The following is an 18,630-nucleotide window of genomic DNA, read 5'->3' on the forward strand; positions in this document are numbered from 1 at the left end:
CCCGTCACGGCGTGGCCGTCTCCCGGTGGAGGTCGAGGGCGACGAGGAGGTGGACGGCTGCGTCCGTCCACGGGGTGACGGCTGCGGCCGGGGTGTCGGTGCCGAGGGTGGTGGCGACGGTCCGGACCAGTCCGGCGGCGGTGTGCAGGCCGGTGCGGTGCAGGTCCGCGGCGGCCGAGGTGAGGCGGTCGTGGCCGGTGCGGCCGCACCCCCGCAGGCCCGTCTGGACGAGATCGGCGAGGGCGGAGAAGGCGGACTCCAGGGCGCGGGTGATCGGGTCCGCGGTGCGAACGCCGGCGGGCGCGAGGGCGCGGGTGCCGGTGTCGGCCGCCAGGTCGGGGAGGACGAGCCCGTCAGCGGTGAGGACGGCGAGCGGGTCGAGCACCGGGCGGCCGCCCTCCCGCCGCAGCAGGCCGCTGACGAAGCGGACCCGCCCGCCGCCGAGCGCGTCGGCGAGGGCGTCCAGCCGCCCCGGGCAGACCGGGTCGTGGTGGGCAAGGACGAGTGCGCTCCCGCCGGACGGGTCGTGGATGACCGCCTCCAGCCGCTGCCGGGCGGCGTCGTAGCCGACGGGGCCGACGGAGGAGACCGCCAGCACGCGGGCGGTGTCGGCCTCCACCCGCGGCCGGATCAGCCGTGGCGGCCGGTCGTCCCGGTCGCCCAGGTGTGCGGCGATGTCGCGGACGAGGAGCGTCCCGGGCAGGTCGGCCCAGGCGGAGCCGACCGGGGTGACGCTCGTGGCGGCCACCCGTCCGCGGCCGATGGCGACCGTCCGGCCGGGGCTGCGGGAGATGGACTCGCTGACGATGTTGGCCCCGGCCAGGGCCCGCAGCGGGGAGCCGAGCAGGCGCCGGGCGGCCAGGTCGGCGCCGGTGAGGGACTGGCCGTCCGCCAGGTCCCAGCGCTTGCGCAGCACCAGGGCGATCCCGGTGTCCGGCTGGGCGAGGTACAGCTCGGCCGAGCGTTCGGCCGGTGTCCGGCCGGAGATCCGGCAGCCGAGCGCGACCAGCCGGACGCGGCGCAGCGGGGTCTCGGCCGGCTCCTGGGTGCCGAGCACGCCGGGCCGGTCGAGTGCCCCGGCCCGGTGCCGGGCGTGGAGTTCGGCGACCAGAGCGGCGACCTGCGCCGCCTCGTACCGGGTGTCGCGTGCCGCGTAGGAGTCGACCTGGCCGCGCAGGTCGGTGAGGACCGCCGCGGGCCAGTGCAGCGCGGCCCGGGACAGGGCTGCGCCGGTGCGGTCCAGCTGTGCGGCGAACACGGGCGTGGTGTGGGCGACGCCGTCCAGCAGCAGCTCGTCGGCGAGGGCCAGGGCCTCGTCGAGGCCGGAGGGGTCGGTGTCGCGGCCGGGCCCGGCGGGGGCGGGGCCGCCGACCGACACCCGGCGGCCCGCCGCAAGGGTCTCTCCGCCGTCCGCGTCGGCCGTGCGGAAGGCCCAGACCGCGAGGGCGACGGTCTCCCCGCGCTGCGCCGCGGCGGCGTCGGTCAGGGCGTAGCCGAGCTCGTGCGGGACGGGGAAGCGCACGGTGCAGGTCGCCAGTTCGACCCAGGGGACGGGCTGCGCCTCGCGGGCGGGATGCACGGTCGCCGTGTAGCCGCGGGCGAGGACACGGCGGGCGGCGGCGAGGGCGGGCCCGCCGAGTCCGGCCTCGAGCCGGGCGTCGTCGAACCCGCCCGGTGACCAGTCGGCGAAGGGCGGGCCGGCCGCCTCCTCCTCCTGAACGGCTTCCCGGTGGGCCTGTTGGTAGGCCAGCACCAGCCCGATCCGGTGCCGGCAGGTGCCGGCCGCGGCGCAGCTGCACTCGGCGGCGTCCGGGCCGGCTCCGGCCGGGAGACGGGTGCGGCTGCCGTCCGGGAAGGTACCGAGGACGCCGCCGTCGGCCGCGAGTTCGACCCGGGGCCCGGCCCCGGCGTCCAGGTCCTTGGCGGCGCGCTTGACCAGGCCGCGGTTGGCGAGTGCGGCGAGCGTGTCCGCGGTGAGGGCGAGCAGGTCCTCCCGCGGCGGTGCGCCCGCGAGGGTGGCGTCGGCGGTCACCGGCCCACCTTCTCGGCGACGAACTCGGCGAGCCGGCCCGGTGTCATCGCGCCCACGTGGGCGCCGGCCTCGGCGAGCCTCCCCGCGAGCTCGCGGTCGTAGACCGGGTCGGCCTCCTCGTCGAGTGCGGCCAGGGCGAGGACGGTCGTGCCCTGTGCGACCAGGCCCCGGACGGTGCGGACCAGCCGGTACGGGTCGCCGCCCTCGTAGAAGTCGGAGACCACCGCCACGATGCTGCGGCGCGGGTTGTCGACCAGCGCGGCCGCGTGGTCGACGGCGCGGGCGATGTCGGTTCCGCCGCCGAGCTGGACTCCCATCAGCAGCTCGACCGGGTCGGCGACCTCCGAGGTCAGGTCGACCACCGCGGTGTCGAAGGCGATCAGGTGGGTGCGCAGGCCGGGCAGGCTCCACAGGCAGGCGGCGGTGACGGCGGAGTGGATCACCGAGTCGACCATCGAGCCCGACTGGTCGACGAGCAGGATCAGTTGCCACTGCTCCAGGTGCCGCCGGGTCCGCGAGTGGAAGTGCGGACGCTCGATCAGCACCCGGCGCTGCTCCGGCAGGTAGTGCGCCAGGTTGGCCCTGATGGTGGCCCGGAAGTCGAAGTCGCGGGCCGACGGCAGGCGGCTGGGGCGGCGCGACCGGGCGCCGGTGAAGGCGCGGCGCAGCTCGGGGCGGAGCCGGTCCATCAGATCGCGGACCACCGCCTCGACGATGCGCCGGGCCATGGCGAGCACCTCGGGGTTCATCAGGTGCTTGGTGCGCAGGACGGCGCGCAGCAGGGTGGCGCTGGGCTCGACCCGGGCGAGCACGTCGGGGTCGGTGACGATCTCGTCGATCCCGTACCGTTCCACGGCGTCCCGCTCCAGCCGTTCGACGGTCTCCTTGGGGAAGAGCCGGTGGACGTCGTCCAGCCAGTCGACGGCGGTGACCCGGGAGGGGCCGTCGCCGCCGGTCCGCGTGCCGGACGGGCCGCTCCGGACGCCGCGCCGCTCCAGGTCGGCGTCGCGGCCGTAGAGCCATTCGAGCGCCGCGTCCCGTGCGGCGGCGTCCCGGCCGAGCGGGCCGGTGGCGCGTTCGGCGGGCGCGCCGAGGATCAGCCGCCAGCGCTCCAGCCCCTCGTCGGCGGTCGGGCCGACGGCCCCGCCCGTCCCCGCGCCGGCCGCGGCCCCGTGCCCGGTGCCGGTCATCGCTGCGCCTGCCCGGCGCGCGGAGCGGAACCGTCGCGAACACCGGGGCCGTTGCGCAGGCCGGACCTGTCGAGCAGTCGGATCACGTTCTCCTCCAGGGCCCGCGCGCGGGCCAGGTCCAGCGGGTCGGCCGAGGTGCGCAGCAGCGAGCGGGCCGAGCCGCGGCGGTTGCGCCGCTCCAGCAGGCGTTCGGCGATCCGTTCGCGTTCGCGCGGCGGGAACCAGGCGAAGGCCTGCCGCAGGGCGGGCAGGCCGGTGAGGAAGTCGTCGCCGGTCATGGCGGTGACGATCTCGTCGAGGGTGTCGAGCAGGGTGGCTGCCGGCGGGTCGCCGTCGACCGTGCCGCCGAGGCCGGTGATCTCGTCGCGGGCGAGGGCGAACAGGCCGGCCAGCCAGTCGCCGAGCTCCTGCGGGTCCGTCGCCGCGAGGGCGCGTGCCCGGCCCGCGGCCTCGCCGCCGCCGCAGCCGAGGGAGCGGCGCAGTCCGAGTGCGGCGCCGCGGAGGTCGGCGGGTGCGGCGGCGTCGGCCGCGATCCGGCGGGCGGTGTCGGCCGCGGCCGCGCGGGGGAGGGTCAGTACGGCCTCGGCGTGGCGGAGCGCGTCCCGGGCGGCGGCCAGTGCCTGCAGCCGGCCGGGGTCGACGCCGCTGCCGCCGTGGAGTCCTTCGGCGAGCCACAGGACGCGGCCGACCGCCTCGTCGACGAGCCCGGCGAGCAGCGGGCTGCCCGCGGTGCCGTAGATCCGGTCGTGCCGCCACAGGTGCAGTGCGGTGGTCAGCACCTCGCCCGCCGGGCCGAGTTCGGCGATCGTGGCGATCCGGGCGGAGAGCGTGCCGAGCAGTTCTGCGGAGAGCGTGTCCGCCCCGCACAGCACGGCGTCGAAGAGCACCGCGGAGAGGGTGCCCGCCTCCGCGCCCGGTGAGCCGCCGGCCGCGGCCACGGCGCGCGCCCGTTCGGAGAGGGCGACGGCGGCGGCCTCGTCCAGCCGTGCGCCGTGGGCGCCCGCCTCGATCAGCGCCGCCTCGCGCCCATGCGCCGCGGCCGGCTCCCAGCGTTCGGTGAAGACCGGGTCCGACCCGGCGGTGGGGCCGGACTCGCGGACGTGGCCCGGAATGCCGAGCACCCGCAGCCGGTGCAGCACCCGGCTGCGCGCCAGGCCGTCCGGGTCGGTCAGGTCGGCGGCCGCCGCACGGCCGGACTCCACGCCGCAGTACGCGAGTTGCGCGGCCACGTCGTGCACCAGGGGCGGGGCGGGCGTGGCCGGGTGCAGCCGGCCGACCCGGTCGCCGGTGCTCGCGGCCAGCATCTCGACCACGGCGGGATCGGTGCCGGGGGCGAGCGTGCCGCGCCCGCTCCACGGCAGCGGCTGCTCCAGGGCCTCGCTGATCAGTGCGCCCGCGAGGCCGTCGAGCACGTCGGTACGGGCCTGCACCGGGTGGCCGCGCATCGCGGCGAGGCCCGCGGCGAGGCTCCGGGCGGCGATCAGGTCTGCCGTGGAGACGCCGATGCGCCGGCCGCGCAGCCGTCCGACGATCTGTTCCAGCAGGCCGTCCGCGGCCGCGGCGGGCCCACGTTCCCACAGCAGTTGGTAGTAGCCGGGAGAGGGCATGCCGGACTGGTAGCCGCCGAAGGCGTCGAGCTGGCGGAAGGAGTACGGCACCAGGAAGCTGCCGCCCAGCGCACCGGCCGGCGGCCGGGGGACGGCCGGCCACTCCTCCTCCCCGAAAGGCCCGCCGGCGCAGGCCAGCGTGCGCAGCGCGGGTGTGTGGAAGCCGCCGGTGACCACCAGGACCGGCCTTCCGCCGGCCCGGGCGAGTGCGGCGCGGACCCAGCGGGCCATGTACTCCTCCCGTGCCCGGTCGCCCGGTTCGGCCCGGGTGTCCCCGCGGACCAGGTCGAAGTAGGCGTCGAGCCGCTCCTGCAGGCCCTCGGGCGGCGCGACTTCGACGATCCGGTCCCACAGGGCGTCCACGGAGTCGGTGTCGAAGCGCCGGCAGAGGCGCCGGGTGGCCTCGGCGTACCGGCTCTCGGCGTCGGCGAAGCGGTTGGCGAGCGGTTCGGCCCGTTCGGTGAAGGCCGGGTGCCAGGCCGGCAGGTCGATGAAGTGCACCTGCGCGCCGGCCGCGCGGCCGCGGGTCAGCGCGACCCACTCCGGTGAGTAGTCGCACAGCGGTGTCCAGGACGTCGCGGTGCGCCGTTCGTCGCGGTAGTGGCTGAACACGGCGACCGGCAGCTCGTGGCCGAGCAGCAGCTCGTCCAGCCGGGGGTTCATGTCGGCCGGGCCCTCCACCAGCACGTGGGCCGGGCGGAGGGTCTCGACGAGGTCGGCCACCAGCCGTGCGCAGGCCGGCGAGTGGTGGCGCACGCCGACGAAGACCGCTCCGTCCGGGTGCTGCTTCGCGGGCGTGCGGCCGGGGTGTTCCGCGGGCATCAGCCGGCCAGCAGGTGTCGGGCCCGGTAGAGGTCCTGCCAGGCCGCGCCGGGACGGCGCCCGGCCTGCTGCTCCAGGAAGCGGCGCAGCCGGGCGAGGTCCTCCGGGCTGTCCTTGGCCGCGGTTCCGGCGAGGCAGGTGACCACGTCCGCGGCGTTGCCGGGCTCGCCGCGCAGGAACCAGCCGCGTACGCCGACCGCGTGCGCCACCGACACGGCCTCCGCGGTGCTCATCACCGCGGAGAGCCGCTCGCCGGAGGTCTGCGGGACGCGCAGTTCGCGGAACGTCCCGACGAGCACTTCCAGCACGTCGCGGTCGGGCGGCGCCTCGACGCCGGAGCGGCGCAGCAGCGCGCCCACCTCGGCCTCGACCAGGGCGAGTTCGGTGTCGAAGTCGGCAACGGGGAAGACCGTCTCGAAGTTGAAGCGGCGTTTGAGGGCCGCGCTCATCTCGTTGACTCCGCGGTCCCGGGTGTTGGCGGTGGCGATCACGTTGAACCCGGCGCGGGCGAACACCATCCCCTCCGGCCCGTCCAACTCCGGTACGGCCATGACCCGTTCGGAGAGCAGGGAGAGCAAGCAGTCCTGCACCTCGAGCGGGCAGCGGGTGATCTCCTCGAAACGGACGAGCCGACCCTCGGCCATGCCGCGCAGCATCGGCGCCGGCACCAGGGAGCGCTGCGAGGGCCCTTCGGAGACGAGCAGCGCGTAGTTCCACGAGTACTTGATCTGGTCCTCGGTGGTGGCCGCGCCGCCCTGCACGGTGAGCGTCGACGTGCCGCTGACCGCGGCTGCGATCAGCTCCGACAGCAGGGACTTGGCCGTGCCCGGTTCGCCGACGAGCATCAGTCCGCGGTTGGTGGCCAGCGTGACCAGCGCCCGTTCGACCAGTGCGGCGTTGCCGACGAACTTGCGGCCGATCCCGGCCTCCTCGTCGCCGACGACGAACCGGCGGGCGGCCCGCAGGCTCAACTGCCAGCCGGGCGGGCGCGGGCCGTCGTCCGCGGCCCGCAGGGCCGCCAGTTCGTCCGCGTACCTGATCTCGGCGGGCGGCCGCTGGAGTGCGGCCTCCCGGACGTCGGCGCTCACTTCGCGGTCACCTCTTCCAGGTCGGCGAGCAGCTCGGAGGCGGTGACCGCGTCCAGGCCGCCGAAGCGCAGCGGGTAGTCGCGGCTGGACCAGTAGTCGCCCGGTGCCGTGTCCAGCCAGACCGTCTCGAAGACCTGGTCGGGGAAGAGGTCGAGCATGCCGACCGCGATGCCCTCGTCGAGCTGGATGACCAGGTGGCAGCCGTCGTCGAGCCGCTTGGAGAACCAGCGCTCGATGCCGTTGTCCTCCGGTGTGCCGCGCTGCCAGCCCCGCTTGGTCAGGCCGAGCAGGCGGCCCACCGGCACCTTGCGGCCCTCGAAGCGCACCAGGCGGTTGGCGGCCTCCTCCTCCGGCGGCAGCCGGTGCACCGGTCGGCCGAGCTGCGGGAACGGCTGGAGGATCTCGTAGTCGGCGAAGAGCTCCGACCACGTGGCCACGGCCTCGCCCAGGTGCAGCGGGTGGGCGACGCGGACGGTCGCGTCGTCGGCGAGGGTGAACGCGTCGTCCTCGGCGTCGGCGAAGGTGCGGTCCTCGGCGACCCGGAAGGCGGTCGTCGTCGTGGTGCCCGCGCCGTCGGTGCCGTCGGCGAGCCAGACCAGGCGTCGTACGAGGTGCCAGACCAGCGGGTGCCCGACGAACAGCTCACGGAACTCGGCCGCGGACCAGCTGCGCCCGGCGACCATGGCCGCCTCCAGCCGGCGGATCTGGTCGGAGGCGATGGTGCGGACGTCCTTCTTCAGCGCGGCGAAACGCTTGCGCTCGGCCGGGGCGAGCTCCTGGTCGTCCTTGACGCCGGGGGCGGGCAGGTCCTTGCGGCGTTTGCCGGCGCCGTCCAGTACGAAGGGGCGCAGCTGCTCGTCGAAGCCGACGGTGAAGCGGCGCGGGCCGTAGTCGACCACCGTGGTGCCGTCGGCGTCGAGGCCGAGGTCGGGGACGAGGCGGTCCGAGAGCTGTTCTCCGGTGAGGCCCAGGCCCTTGGCCACCTCGGCGATCTTGTTCTCGGCGCGGGTCCTGAGCGCCTTGAACTTCACCCGCTGGGCGATGCCGTGCAGGTGCAGCAGGGCGATGTCGCTGCCGATCCCGGCGAGGACGTCGAGTCCCTCCACCGCGCGGTGGTGGGCGCTCTGGCCCGGCCAGTCCCGCACGATCGGGGTGAGCCGGCGGACGGTCTCGTCGTCCCCGAGGGGCCCGAGGGCGTGCAGGGTCCAGCTCTCCTTGGCGGGCATGCCGGCCTGCCGCCACTCCTCGAACAGCGCCCAGGCGAACGCCGCCAGCGAGTCGGCGCGGCAGGCCTCGACCGCCACGGCGAGCCCCGGGTACGGGGCGCCGGGCTTCGACAGGGCCAGCATCATCAGCACGTGCCGGACGGCATCCGCCGGCAGCGCCTCGCCCGAGGTGAGCAGCAGCTGCGGCAGCACGGCGGGCTGCACCCAGCCGGGCAGCACCGGCATCCGGGCCGGTAGGGCGTTCTCCAGCGGATCCGCGGCCAGTGCCTCGGAGACGATCTCCGCCGCCTCCTCGCCGTACCGGGCGGCGACGGCGGCCAGGACGGCGTCGGTGCCCTGGCCGGCCGCGACCTGGCGCAGCCCCTGCTCGGCGGCCCTGCGGGCGGGCCCGACGGGGCCGACCGCGTCCGGCACCAGCAGCACGGCCGCGGCCACCCCGTGCCGGGCGAACCAGGAACGGGCGGTCGGCTGGGCGGACTTGAGCCGGACCAGGGCGTCGGCCATCAGCCGGGCGGCGCGGACGTCGAGGATCGGCAGCAGCAGCGGAGCGACGTTCGCCGGCTGGGCCTCGGCGACCGTCAGTGCCGCGCCGAGCGCCGCGGTGCCGTACCGGGCGAGGATCGGGCGCAGCGCCTCGTAGCCGCGCCATGTGTCCGGGGGCCGCCAGTCCTCGACCCGGGGGGCGAGCACCTCGGCGGGGCCCTGCACCAGCAGGCGGCAGGCGTACCAGAGGCTGCCGCGCTTCCCGAGGACCTTGTCCGCCTCCGCGGCCCAGTCCGTCGACTCCGGGTACTGCCAGCCGGTGAACTCCGTCGCGGACCAGCGCTCCTGCTCGCCGTCGAGCCAGATCAGCTCCGCCGTGTCGTCCGGCTGCAGTCCTTCCAGCACACGCGGCTCGGTGGGCGTACGCCCGCGCGTCCACGGCGGGGAGACCAGCAGCGCCGGCAGCGCCTCCGGCGCCGCCTCGGCGATCCGCGGGCGGGCGCCGTCCAGTGTGCGGACCAGCTCCGCGGCCGCGGTGTCGAGCCGGGGCAGCAGCTCGGGCAGCAGGGCCGGGTGCGCCGTCACATGGTTGTTGAGGAGCTGTCGGGCGGCCGGGGCGTTCTTGCCGTCCTTGAGCGCCGCCGCGGCGAGCAGCCGGGCCGCCCGGACGGGGAACCGCTGCATGGCCTCCTGCAGGGCCTGGCGGATGTGCCGGTCGTCCATGCGGGCGAGCAGCAGGCGGAAGGCGTCGTCGCTCGGGAACTGCGCCACGGCCGAGGCGACGGTGCGTATCGCGTCGGAGCGGTAGGCGCTGTCGATCGCATCGCCGAGCAGGGGCACGCAGGCCGTCCCGACGCTGTCGGCGAGCGTGGCGATGAGTGCCACGGACCAGCCGTGCCAGATCCGTACGGCCGGGTCGAGCCGGCCGACCTGCGCGGGATCGTCGAGCAGACGGAGCAGCAGTGACCGCATCATGGGCGCGTTCGCGCCGTGGCCGGACTCGTCGGCGATGCAGTCGTCCGCCCACCCCGGTGTGCCCGGCGCCAGGTAGGCCGCGGCGAGGCGGCGCCGCGGCGTGGTGCGGCACTCCGCGAGCGCCGCGACGGCCTGCTCGTATTCGGCCTCCTCCGCGACGGTGAGCAGCGCCCTCACCCGGTCCAGCAGTGAGGACACGAGGTACGGGTGGATGTACTCCGCCGGGCGGAGGAAGCGCAGCGCCGTGTCCGTCCGGCCGGACCCGTGGTGGTCCCAGTCGGTGGTGACCTCGAAGACCTCCAGCGCCGCGCGGGCGGCGAACGCCGGGCCGTGCTGCACCACCCAGGTGTCGGCGAAGTCCGACCCCTGCCAGCCGCCGGACGACCACACGGGCGGCACCATGCTCGCCACGGCAGCGGCCCCGAGCGGATCGGCCTCCCCGGCCAGGTAGGCGTACGCGGCGCGGACCAGCGCCGGGTCACTGGCAGGGGCGGCCAGGAACTGCCCGATCCGGTCGGACTGGGCCGCAAGCCGGTCCCCGCAGCGGCGGACGGCGTCCGGCCCGGGCTTCCCCACGGCCCGTGCCGCGCTGTTGCCGCGGCGCGGCTGGACCATCCGCCGCCATGCGCGGGGCAGCACGAACGCGTCCTCGTCCGGCAGCCCGACGGGCTCGGCCTCGGCCTCGGCCTCGGGCTCGCGGGCGGGGGCCGGGGCCGCGGCGGCCGTCGTCTCGGCGTACCCCTTGCGCTGCTTCTCCGCCACCAGCTTGGCGAAGTGCGCCTCGGCCGCCTCCGCGGAGCCCAGCGCCTTCACCTGGAGGCGGCCCTCCGAACCGATCCGGCCGTAGCGCACCTGCACCGAGGCACCCTCGACCGCAGCCTCCCAGAACTTCGCAGAACCGTCACCGACGAGCTCCCAGCGCCGCACAGCCTTCTCCTCCGAACCGTGGTCGTGCACCGGGTGCAGCGGCCCACCGGTGATCAGTGGGCGAAACCCTAGCGACCAGGTCGGACAGCCCGCGCAGCGCGGTCGGCCCACGGCCGGACACGGAGCCGGAACCCCTCACAGGCGTCGGGGACCGGCGCCGCCCTCGGCGAATGCGCCGCCGGGGTTCAGCAGGGCGCAGGCCTTCATCGAGAGGCAGCCGGCGGCTGCCTCAGCACAGGGTCGTCCGGGTGCCGTAACTGCGGGCCGGTTCGGGGAGAACCGCGATGCCGGTGAGGGCCTCGTGCAGCCGGACGGCGAGGGAGGAGTTGCGGGGGGTCGCGGGCTGTTTGATCGCCGTCTCCAGCGCCTCGGGGTCGCCGACGAGAACGAGCATCTGCCTCGCGCGGGTGACGGCGGTGTAGAGGAGGTTGCGGCGCAGCAGCAGGTAGGAGGGGCCGGTCCTGGTGAGGGGGACGACGACGTGCGGGTACTCGCTGCCTTGGGCGCGGTGGACGGTGACGGCGTAGGCGTGGAGGAGTTCGTCGAGCTCTTCGAAGGCGTACAAGACCTTGCTGCCGTCGTCGTCGAGGGTGACGTGGATGTGGCGGTCCTTGTCGTCGATGGCGCTGACGCGGCCGGTGGAGCCGTTGAGGACGCCCTTGCGCAGGTCGTTGCGCACCGCGATGACGCGGTCGTTCAGACGGAACGGCCGGCCGTCGCCCCAGTGCTGTGCCCGGCCGTCGTGGTGCGGGTTGACTTCGGCCTGGATGGCCGCGGCGAGCTCCTGGGTGCCGGCCGGGCCCTTGGTGCTCGGGGCGAGGACCTGCACCTCGTCCGCGCTGACGCCGTACTTGGCGGGCAGGCGGCGGGTGACGAGGTCCACCACGGTGGCCGGGATCTGCGTGTCGGGGACGGGGAGGAACCAGAAGTCGCCGCCGTTGCGCACCGGCCGTCCGTGCCGGATCCGGGCGGCGTTGGTGGTGATGGCGCTGTCCGCACTCTGGCGGAAGACTTCGTCGAGTTCGGTGCGAGGGACGGCTTCGACGGCGAGGAGGTCGCGCAGGACCTGGCCGGGGCCGACGCTGGGGAGCTGGTGGACGTCTCCGACCAGCAGCAGGTGCACGCCCGGGGTGAGCTTGCCGAGGAGCCGGTCGAGCAGGGGCAGGTCGAGCATGGACGCCTCGTCGACGACGATCAGGTCGGCCTCCAGCGGGTCCCAGGCATCGAAGAGGTTCAGCGGCCCGGCGTCGTCGCGGGGCTTGCCGATCATGCGGTGCACGGTGGTGGCCGGCCGGCCGGTCAGTTCCTGCAGGCGCTTGGCCGCGCGGCCGGTCGGCGCCGCGAGCCCCACCCGGCCACCGGCCGCCTCCACGAGGTCGACGATCGACTTCACGGTGAACGACTTGCCGCAGCCCGGCCCGCCGGTCAGCACCGACACCGGCTCGGTGAGGGCCATCCGCGCCGCCGCCTCCTGCGCCGGGGCGAGCTCCACGGCACTGTCGAAGGCAGGCAGCGGACCGCCGCCGCGCCACGATCCCATCGACGCCAGGCGGGTCGTGGCGTTGCGCAGGCGGGCGATCCGGGCGGCGACGGAGGTCTCCGCAGCGTGCATGCGCGGGGTGAACACCGCGGCCTGGAGCCGTCCGTCCCTGGGGACGTCCTGCACCAGGACGCCGCTGGAGGCGACCAGCGCGCCGAGCTGGTCGGGCAGCAGCTCGGCGAGCGTCTCGTCGCGGAGGTTCTGCAGGGTGCGGTGAAGGAGCTGGCGTTCGAACAGGAAACACTGGCCGTCGCGGACCGCCGCCGTCTCCAACGCGTGCAGCAGGGCCGCGCGCAGCCGTTCGGGGCTGCGCTCCGGCAGGCCGAGCCACAGGGCGAGTCTGTCGGCGGTGACGAAGCCGATCCCGTAGACCTCGGTGAGTCGGTAGGGGTGCTCCTGCACGATGTCCAGGACGTCCGCGACGTCGTGGGCCTCTCGCCGGACGGTGCGGAAGTGGTGGGCGATCCGAGGCGCGTGGGTGGGGGAGATTCCGGCGCCCTGCAGCAGCACCATCAGCTGCCGGATCTCCTGATGGACCTGCCACGCGGCGACGATCTCGGCGTACCGGGCCGGGCCGATCAGGTGCACCTCCTGCAGCCGCTCCGGCGTCGTGTCGATGACCTGCAGCGTGTCCAGCTCGAAGGTGTCCACGATCGCGTCCGCCAGTTTCGGCCCGATGCCCCGCACGAGCCCGGAGGCCAGGTACTTGCGGATCGCGTGCAGGGTGGCCGGCTCGATGTAGCGGCACTCGGCGGCGTGGAACTCCTCCCCGTACGCCTGGTGCCGGCCTCGGCGACCGGTCAGCTGCAGCGTCTCCCCGGGCTGTACCCCCAGCAGCGCCTCGCCCTTGGCGGTCAGCGTCCCGCCGTTCTCCAGACCCAGGCGCAGGGCTGTGAAGCCGCCGCTGCCGACGTACAGGACCCGCTCGACGATGCCGTCCACCGTCTCCAGCTGCTGCTCTGCCATGTTCCCACCCATCGTGCGCTCTCGACCCGGCCTACCCGCGCAGCCGGGGCCGAAAAGCCGGGAATACCGGGCACCGGCCCGCGACCGCCGGCCGACCACCCCCGGTCGCCTGAGCCTTGCACTGGGCAACGACATGTCCTGCCGTCCCTGTCCGGGGCGGCCGCCGGGCTGAGCAGTCGTACTCGTGCGGGGCGGCTCGGGCGGCGGGCAAAGCAGGGGCGTCGGGCCGATGCCCGCGTCCAGGCCTACCCTCCTCCCGGCGGTGCCCGTCCACCTGGCCTGCCTCGGCTTCGTCTACATTTCCACATCTGGGGACGGACCGGTTCGCCGCCGGACCCGGGGCCCGGGCCGCTGCAGCAGCGTCGGGGCCGGGTGCACGGCCGAATCCCCGATCTCCTCGACCCGGTCCTCGGTCATGCCGGTCGCTTCCCACCGCCGCCCGGGTCCGGGCAAGGTCGTCAGCTCTCGCGACGTGTGCCCGGACACCGGGCTGGCCCGGCTCTCTTACGGGCAGGCCCGCGCGCCGCTGGACGAGCACACCGCCCTGCGCGGCCTGGGAACGGGCTGGGACCTGCACGAGTACGCCACTCTGCCCTGACCCACCTCGGCGAGCAGGGCGCCTCGCTGCTGATGCTGATGGCGAAGTCCCGGCACAAGAAGACCGGAGAACGTCCGCCGCTGAACCGCCGCCGCCCAGCAGGGTGGATCGCGGGGGCGGGCCGTTCGTGTCCAGGACGCGTGGCTGCCTGTTGGCCGCTCGGGGGCGATGAGCGAGGAGGCTGCCGTCATCCCTCCTCGGGGCGCCCCCGGCGGAGTGAATGCGCCACAGACGTTGTGAGCCGCAGACGTTGTGGCCTTCGGTTCGAGCGAGGGTTCCGGCCCCGGACGGGCGCCGTTCGGCTCTCGTCCCGCCACTTCCGGCACGGGGAGAGCAGGCGGTCTCAGGTTCATGCTAGGAGCGGGCCGTAGGGCGTGCGACACGACACGGCGGGGCGGTTGACGCGGAGAGCGGCCGGGGCCGTGCACCGGCCGTGTCGCGGGCCTCTGCACCGTTGACGCTTTGCTACCACTACGGGCCCTGTCGCCCTACGCTCTGTTGCGCCGTCCGGCGACGAGGAGGGCAGCGGGGCGGGGTGCGGGATCGGACGCTTCGTCACCCGCCACGGACGGTGCGCGGCCACGGTCCGTCAGGGTTCCCGGATGACGGTTGCCGCGGCCCGCATGCCGACGCACGGCCACGGGCCGGAGACGGCGGCCTCCGCCGGCTCGTAGGGGGCATTGATGGCCGGGTCCGTTCGGGTCATGGCCCGTCGCGGCAGCGGGTCCGGCCCGGCCGGGAGCCGACATGACACTGCGTCACGACGGCCTGCTCGCCGGTGGCTGTCCGCACCGGGGGCGGCGACTACCATCCGTGTACGTATGAATTCTGTGAACTGGGTATACTGAGACCGGATTTATGTCGAAAAGTCCGGCCCCGAGGAGCCTCGAAGGCGGAGCTCGAGGGGTCCCTGCTCTCCCTACCGAAGCGGCTTCCTCCGCTTACCGACTCCCTGGTGCCGAGTCCCCGCGCGGGTCTCGGAACCTCCTTTGCGCGAGGTGACCGGGTTTGAATACCCAACGGCGCTGGATCCCCTTGATGACCGGCTTCGGTGTGTTGGTGGTCCTGCTCACGGCCCTCTACTACGCGTTCTCCGCGCAGCGGCTGATCTTCGTCGGAATCGGACTGACCGGTGTCATCGGCATGCTGGTGGGCGTCTTCGTCAACCGTCCGTCCCATCGGTCGCCCTGGCTGGTGCTCGCCGCCGCGAACCTCAGTTTCGCGGCGGGCGAGGCGATTCAGATCGTGTCCATCCAGTTCCTGCACGAGGACAACCCGTTCCCGTCAGCCGCCGACGTCTTCTACCTCGCGACGTACGGGCTGTACGCGATGGGGCTCCTGGGATTCGTCCGCTGGCGTTCGGCCGGGCGCGACCGGGCCAGTTTCATCGACGCGCTGACCCTGACGGCCGGCCTGGCCCTGCTGTCCTGGATCTACCTGATCGTCCCCTACACCCATGTCGCCGGTCTCACCTGGCTCCAGAAGGCGATCTCCGTCGCCTACCCGCTCGGGGACATCCTCGTGCTGGCGATGCTGCTGCGCCTGCTCGCCCCCCGCGGTGGCAAGAGCCCGGCGCTGGTGCTGCTCACCGTGGGTACGGTCGGTCTGCTCACCTCCGACGTCCTGTACGTCCTCATCCTCCTGCACGGGACCTGGCACACCGGGACGGCGGTGGAGCTGGGCTGGGCGGTGTTCTACGGAGCCTGGGGCGCCGCCGCCATCCACCCCTCCATGGTCACGCTGACCCAACCCGTCCGGTGGCGCGCCGACACCGCGCGCGGCCGCCTGGGCCTGCTCACGCTCGCCTCGCTGATCGCGCCGGCCATGCTCCTGCTGCAGGCTGCACGCGGAGTGACCACGAACGTCGGCGTGATCGGAGCCTTCTCGGCCGTCCTCTTCGCGCTGGTGCTCTACCGGCTGGCGGGCGTCGCGGCAGGCCATCGGCAGGCCGTCGGCCGGGAGCGTGTCCTGCGCATCGCCGTGGCCTCGCTGGGGTCCGCGACCGACATCCGGGACACGGCCGCCGCGGTCCGGACCGTCGTCGCCTCGCTGCTGCCGGACGACCCGAGCCACAGCGCACTGCTTGCCATCAGGGACGGCGACGTCCTGTGGCTGATCCGCACCGACGACGGGGCGCGCCGCGCGTCGTCCCCGGAGACCGCCCGGGTCGTGCAGGACCTGACGCGGAGCGGCGAGGCCCGTCTGGTGAGCCGTGCCGGCCTGCAGCAGGACCTCGCCGCGGAACTCGGCGAGGCACCCAGCGCCATGGTCTGCCCGCTGGCCCTGCCGGACCGCCCGGAGGCCCAGGCCGCGCCGGACGGCTCCGCGGACCCCGGCACCGGGGCGCTGATCGTGGCCGGGGACGAGCAGCACCTCATCGTCCTGCAGGAAGCGCTGGTCACGCTGACGGCCCAGGCCGCCCTCGCGATCGAACGGATCGCCCTCAGCGAAGAGGTCGACCGGCGCAAGAGCGAGGCCTACTTCCGGACCCTGGTGCAGAACGCATCCGACGTCATCCTGATCCTCGACGACGACGACAGGATTCGGTACGCCAGCCCGTCGGCCGACCAGGTCCTTGGCCATCCCTCGCTGGAGGGAGTCCGGCTGACGGACCTGATCGCTCCACAGGACACCGGCCCGGTGGTCCACACCCTTGCGCAGATGCGGATCCGCGACTTCCAGGGCAGGCGTGACCACTGGCGGATGACGCGCGTCGACCACGCGGTCATCGAGGTCGAGGTCAGATGCAGTGACCTGCGGACCGAGGCGACGGTCGGTGGCCTGGTGCTCACCCTCCGGGACGTCACCGAGCAGCGTTCGCTCGAACGCGAGCTCACCCACCAGGCTTTCCACGACTCGCTCACCGGCCTCGCGAACCGCGTGCTGTTCCAGGACCGGGTCTCCCATGCGCTGACCCAGAGCCATCGCGAAGGCACCGTGGTCGGCGTGCTCTTCGTCGACATCGACGACTTCAAGGTCGTGAACGACATCCAGGGGCACAGTGTGGGCGACGAGTTACTGGTCGCCGTCGCGCTGCGGCTGTCGTCGACCGTCCGGGCGTCCGACACCGCGGCCCGCATCGGCGGCGACGAGTTCGCCCTGCTGGTGCAGGACTCGGTAACGCCCAGGGACGTCGAGACCTTCGCCGACCATGTGATCAGTGTGTTCGCGGAACCGTTCCGCCTCAGCGTCGGGCCGGTGAGCGTCTACGCGAGCGTGGGCATCGCCACCACCGAGGACAGCATCGACTCGGTCGAACTCCTGACCCATGCCGACCTGGCCCTGTACGCCGCGAAGACGGCCGGCAAGCGCCAGTGGCGCGGGTACCAGCCCGTCCTCCAGAGCGGTATGGCCGAGCGGCACCAGCTTCAGGAGAGCCTCGACAGTTCGCCGGTCGAAACGTCGTTCGTGGTCCTGTACCAGCCCATTGTGGAACTCGCCACCGGGGAGATCGCCGGGTTCGAGGCGCTGGTCCGCTGGCCGCACTCGTCGCGAGGCATGGTGCTCCCGGAACAGTTCATCACCCTGGCGGAGGAGAGCGGCCAGATCGTCCCCCTGGGTGCCTGGGTGCTCGGTCAGGCGGCGGCCGAGGAGGTCCGCTGGCGGCAGCTGCCGGGGCGGTGGCGTCCCGACGCGCGGTCCAGCGCGCCGTACGTGAGCGTCAACGTCTCACCGCGGCAGTTCCGGGACGACGGCTTCCTCGACACGGTGCACCACACGCTGGAGCTGTCCGGCATCGAGCCGTCCAGCCTGATCCTCGAACTGACGGAGACCGTCCTGATGAGGCACGACGACCGCATCCGGACCGTGATGCGGGATCTGACCGACCTCGGTATCCGCATCGCGATCGACGACTTCGGAACCGGATACTCATCGTTGAGCTACCTGCGCGAGTTCCCGATCTCGATACTCAAGATCGACAAGTCGTTCATCGACAAGCTCGGGCGTTCCCCGCAGCAGTACGCCCTGGTGGAGGGGATCGCCCATCTGGCGGACACCCTTGGTGTCAATGTGATCGCCGAAGGCGTGGAGAACGCGACCCAGCAGGAGCTGCTGATCTCCATGGGCTGCCCGCTCGGCCAGGGCTTCCTGTTCTCCCGGCCGCTCCCGTCCGACCAGGCGGAGGCCCTGATCCTGACCCCGGCCCTCGAGCGGGCCCCGGCTCGCCAGCTGCGGGTCGGCTGAGGTGGCGTCGGCGGCTCGGGGCCCGGGCGGACGCCGCTCGCCCTGCAGCCGCCGGCCCTCCGGGGTCGGCGGCTCGGGCCCGACCACAGCCGTTCCGCTCCGCCCTCGCGGCCTTCCTCGACGCCAACAGACTCACAGTCGTTGTCAAGCGGCTTCGGTGACCGGCGGTGCGACCTGGTAGCACCGCCGGTCACGGACCAGCGCCCACAGGACGTTGACCGTCGGCGGGCCAGGGCCATCACCGCCTGGACGTGCCGCTTGCCTTCCGCGCGCTTGCGGTCGTAGAACGCTCGTGAGTTCGGATCACAGCGGATGCTCACCAACGCCGAGGTGTAGAAGACGCGTTGGAGCCGGCGATGGTAGAGGGCCGGCCGATGCAGGTTGCCGCTGACCTTTCCCGAATCGCGTGACGCCGGGGCGACACCGGCGAACGCCGCGAGGGCGTCCGGGGAGACGAAGTGAGCCTTCCCCCGGGACGTGGACACCGGAGTTTCATGCGGCGAGGGTGATCCTACGGGACGCCGCTGTCTGATGTTCGAACTGGATCGGGCTGAGGTAGCCGAGCGTGGAGTGGCGGCAGCGGAGGTTGTAGAAGGAGATCCAGCGGAACACGTCCAGCCGCGCCTGATGCCGGCTGGCCCAGCGCGCGCCGTGCATCAACTCGCGCTTCAGCGAGGCGAAGAAGCTCTCCGCGGCGGCGTTGTCGTGGCTGGAGCCGACCTTCCCATGCTCCGCCGGACGCCGTGGCGCCGGCAGAGTCTCGCGAACTCGGCCGAGCCGTATTGGGCAGATTCAACCGGTCGTTGCAACACCGGCTTGTTGGATCGATAGTAGGTGCTCGTTGAGGGCTTCGGCGGGTGTCTTCCAGCCGAGGCTCTTGCGGGGCCGGCTGTTGAGGGTTGCGTCCAGGGAAGTGGTGTACGGGTTCCACCCGTTCCGGGGGTTTCGTCCCGGTAGCGGGTGTCGCCTGAGAACGTAAGACGGCCACCGG

General features: G+C 73.8%; 7 protein-coding genes and 3 pseudogenes. 2 read left to right on the forward strand and 8 right to left on the reverse strand.

All coding sequences use genetic code 11. The features are described 5' to 3' along the window. Window positions 1-4: 4 nt before the first annotated feature. The 6 genes from AB0M03_RS14465 to AB0M03_RS14490 form a co-directional block, all read right to left on the reverse strand. The gene (locus AB0M03_RS14465) at window positions 5-2,032 is read right to left on the reverse strand and encodes a hypothetical protein (protein ID WP_363491769.1); all 2,028 of its coding nucleotides are present in this window, start codon (window positions 2,030-2,032) and stop codon (window positions 5-7) included. Beyond that, complete coding sequence (locus AB0M03_RS14470) at window positions 2,029-3,222, reverse strand: VWA domain-containing protein (protein ID WP_363491771.1); 1,194 nt, start codon at window positions 3,220-3,222, stop codon at window positions 2,029-2,031. The genes AB0M03_RS14465 and AB0M03_RS14470 overlap by 4 nt, the downstream gene beginning before the upstream one ends. Continuing rightward, a complete protein-coding gene (locus AB0M03_RS14475; RefSeq protein WP_363491773.1) occupies window positions 3,219-5,651 on the reverse strand; it encodes a DUF5682 family protein in 2,433 nt (810 codons plus the stop codon). Before AB0M03_RS14475 ends, AB0M03_RS14470 begins: the two co-directional genes overlap by 4 nt. Further along, window positions 5,651-6,739 (reverse strand): AAA family ATPase, encoded by a 1,089-nt coding sequence (locus tag AB0M03_RS14480; RefSeq protein ID WP_363491775.1) that lies wholly within the window; start codon window positions 6,737-6,739, stop codon window positions 5,651-5,653. Before AB0M03_RS14480 ends, AB0M03_RS14475 begins: the two co-directional genes overlap by 1 nt. Next, entirely contained in the window at window positions 6,736-10,350 is a 3,615-nt protein-coding gene (locus AB0M03_RS14485) for a DUF4132 domain-containing protein (RefSeq protein WP_363491777.1), read from the reverse strand. Before AB0M03_RS14485 ends, AB0M03_RS14480 begins: the two co-directional genes overlap by 4 nt. Window positions 10,351-10,579: 229 nt before the next feature. Further along, on the reverse strand, window positions 10,580-12,856 hold the full coding sequence (locus tag AB0M03_RS14490; RefSeq protein WP_363491779.1) for an ATP-dependent RecD-like DNA helicase: 2,277 nt from the start codon (window positions 12,854-12,856) through the stop codon (window positions 10,580-10,582). Window positions 12,857-13,283: 427 nt separating this feature from the next. Between AB0M03_RS14490 and AB0M03_RS14495 the strand changes: the two are divergent. Both AB0M03_RS14495 and AB0M03_RS14500 read left to right on the forward strand, forming a co-directional pair. After that, a pseudogene (locus tag AB0M03_RS14495) lies at window positions 13,284-13,535 on the forward strand (site-specific integrase); the annotation flags it as partial. Window positions 13,536-14,492: 957 nt separating this feature from the next. Then, window positions 14,493-17,639, forward strand: coding sequence for an EAL domain-containing protein (locus AB0M03_RS14500; RefSeq protein WP_363491781.1), 3,147 nt, complete (start codon window positions 14,493-14,495; stop codon window positions 17,637-17,639). Between the two features lie 144 nt (window positions 17,640-17,783). On the opposite strand, the pseudogene AB0M03_RS14505 reads toward AB0M03_RS14500, so the two are convergent. Both AB0M03_RS14505 and AB0M03_RS14510 read right to left on the reverse strand, forming a co-directional pair. After that, window positions 17,784-18,091, reverse strand: a pseudogene (locus AB0M03_RS14505) (transposase); the annotation flags it as partial. Between the two features lie 40 nt (window positions 18,092-18,131). Continuing rightward, window positions 18,132-18,427 (reverse strand): annotated as a pseudogene (locus AB0M03_RS14510) (IS3 family transposase); the annotation flags it as partial. Window positions 18,428-18,630 lie beyond the last annotated feature (203 nt).

Source organism: Kitasatospora sp. NPDC051914 (assembly GCF_040680995.1).
Lineage (GTDB): Bacteria > Actinomycetota > Actinomycetes > Streptomycetales > Streptomycetaceae > Kitasatospora.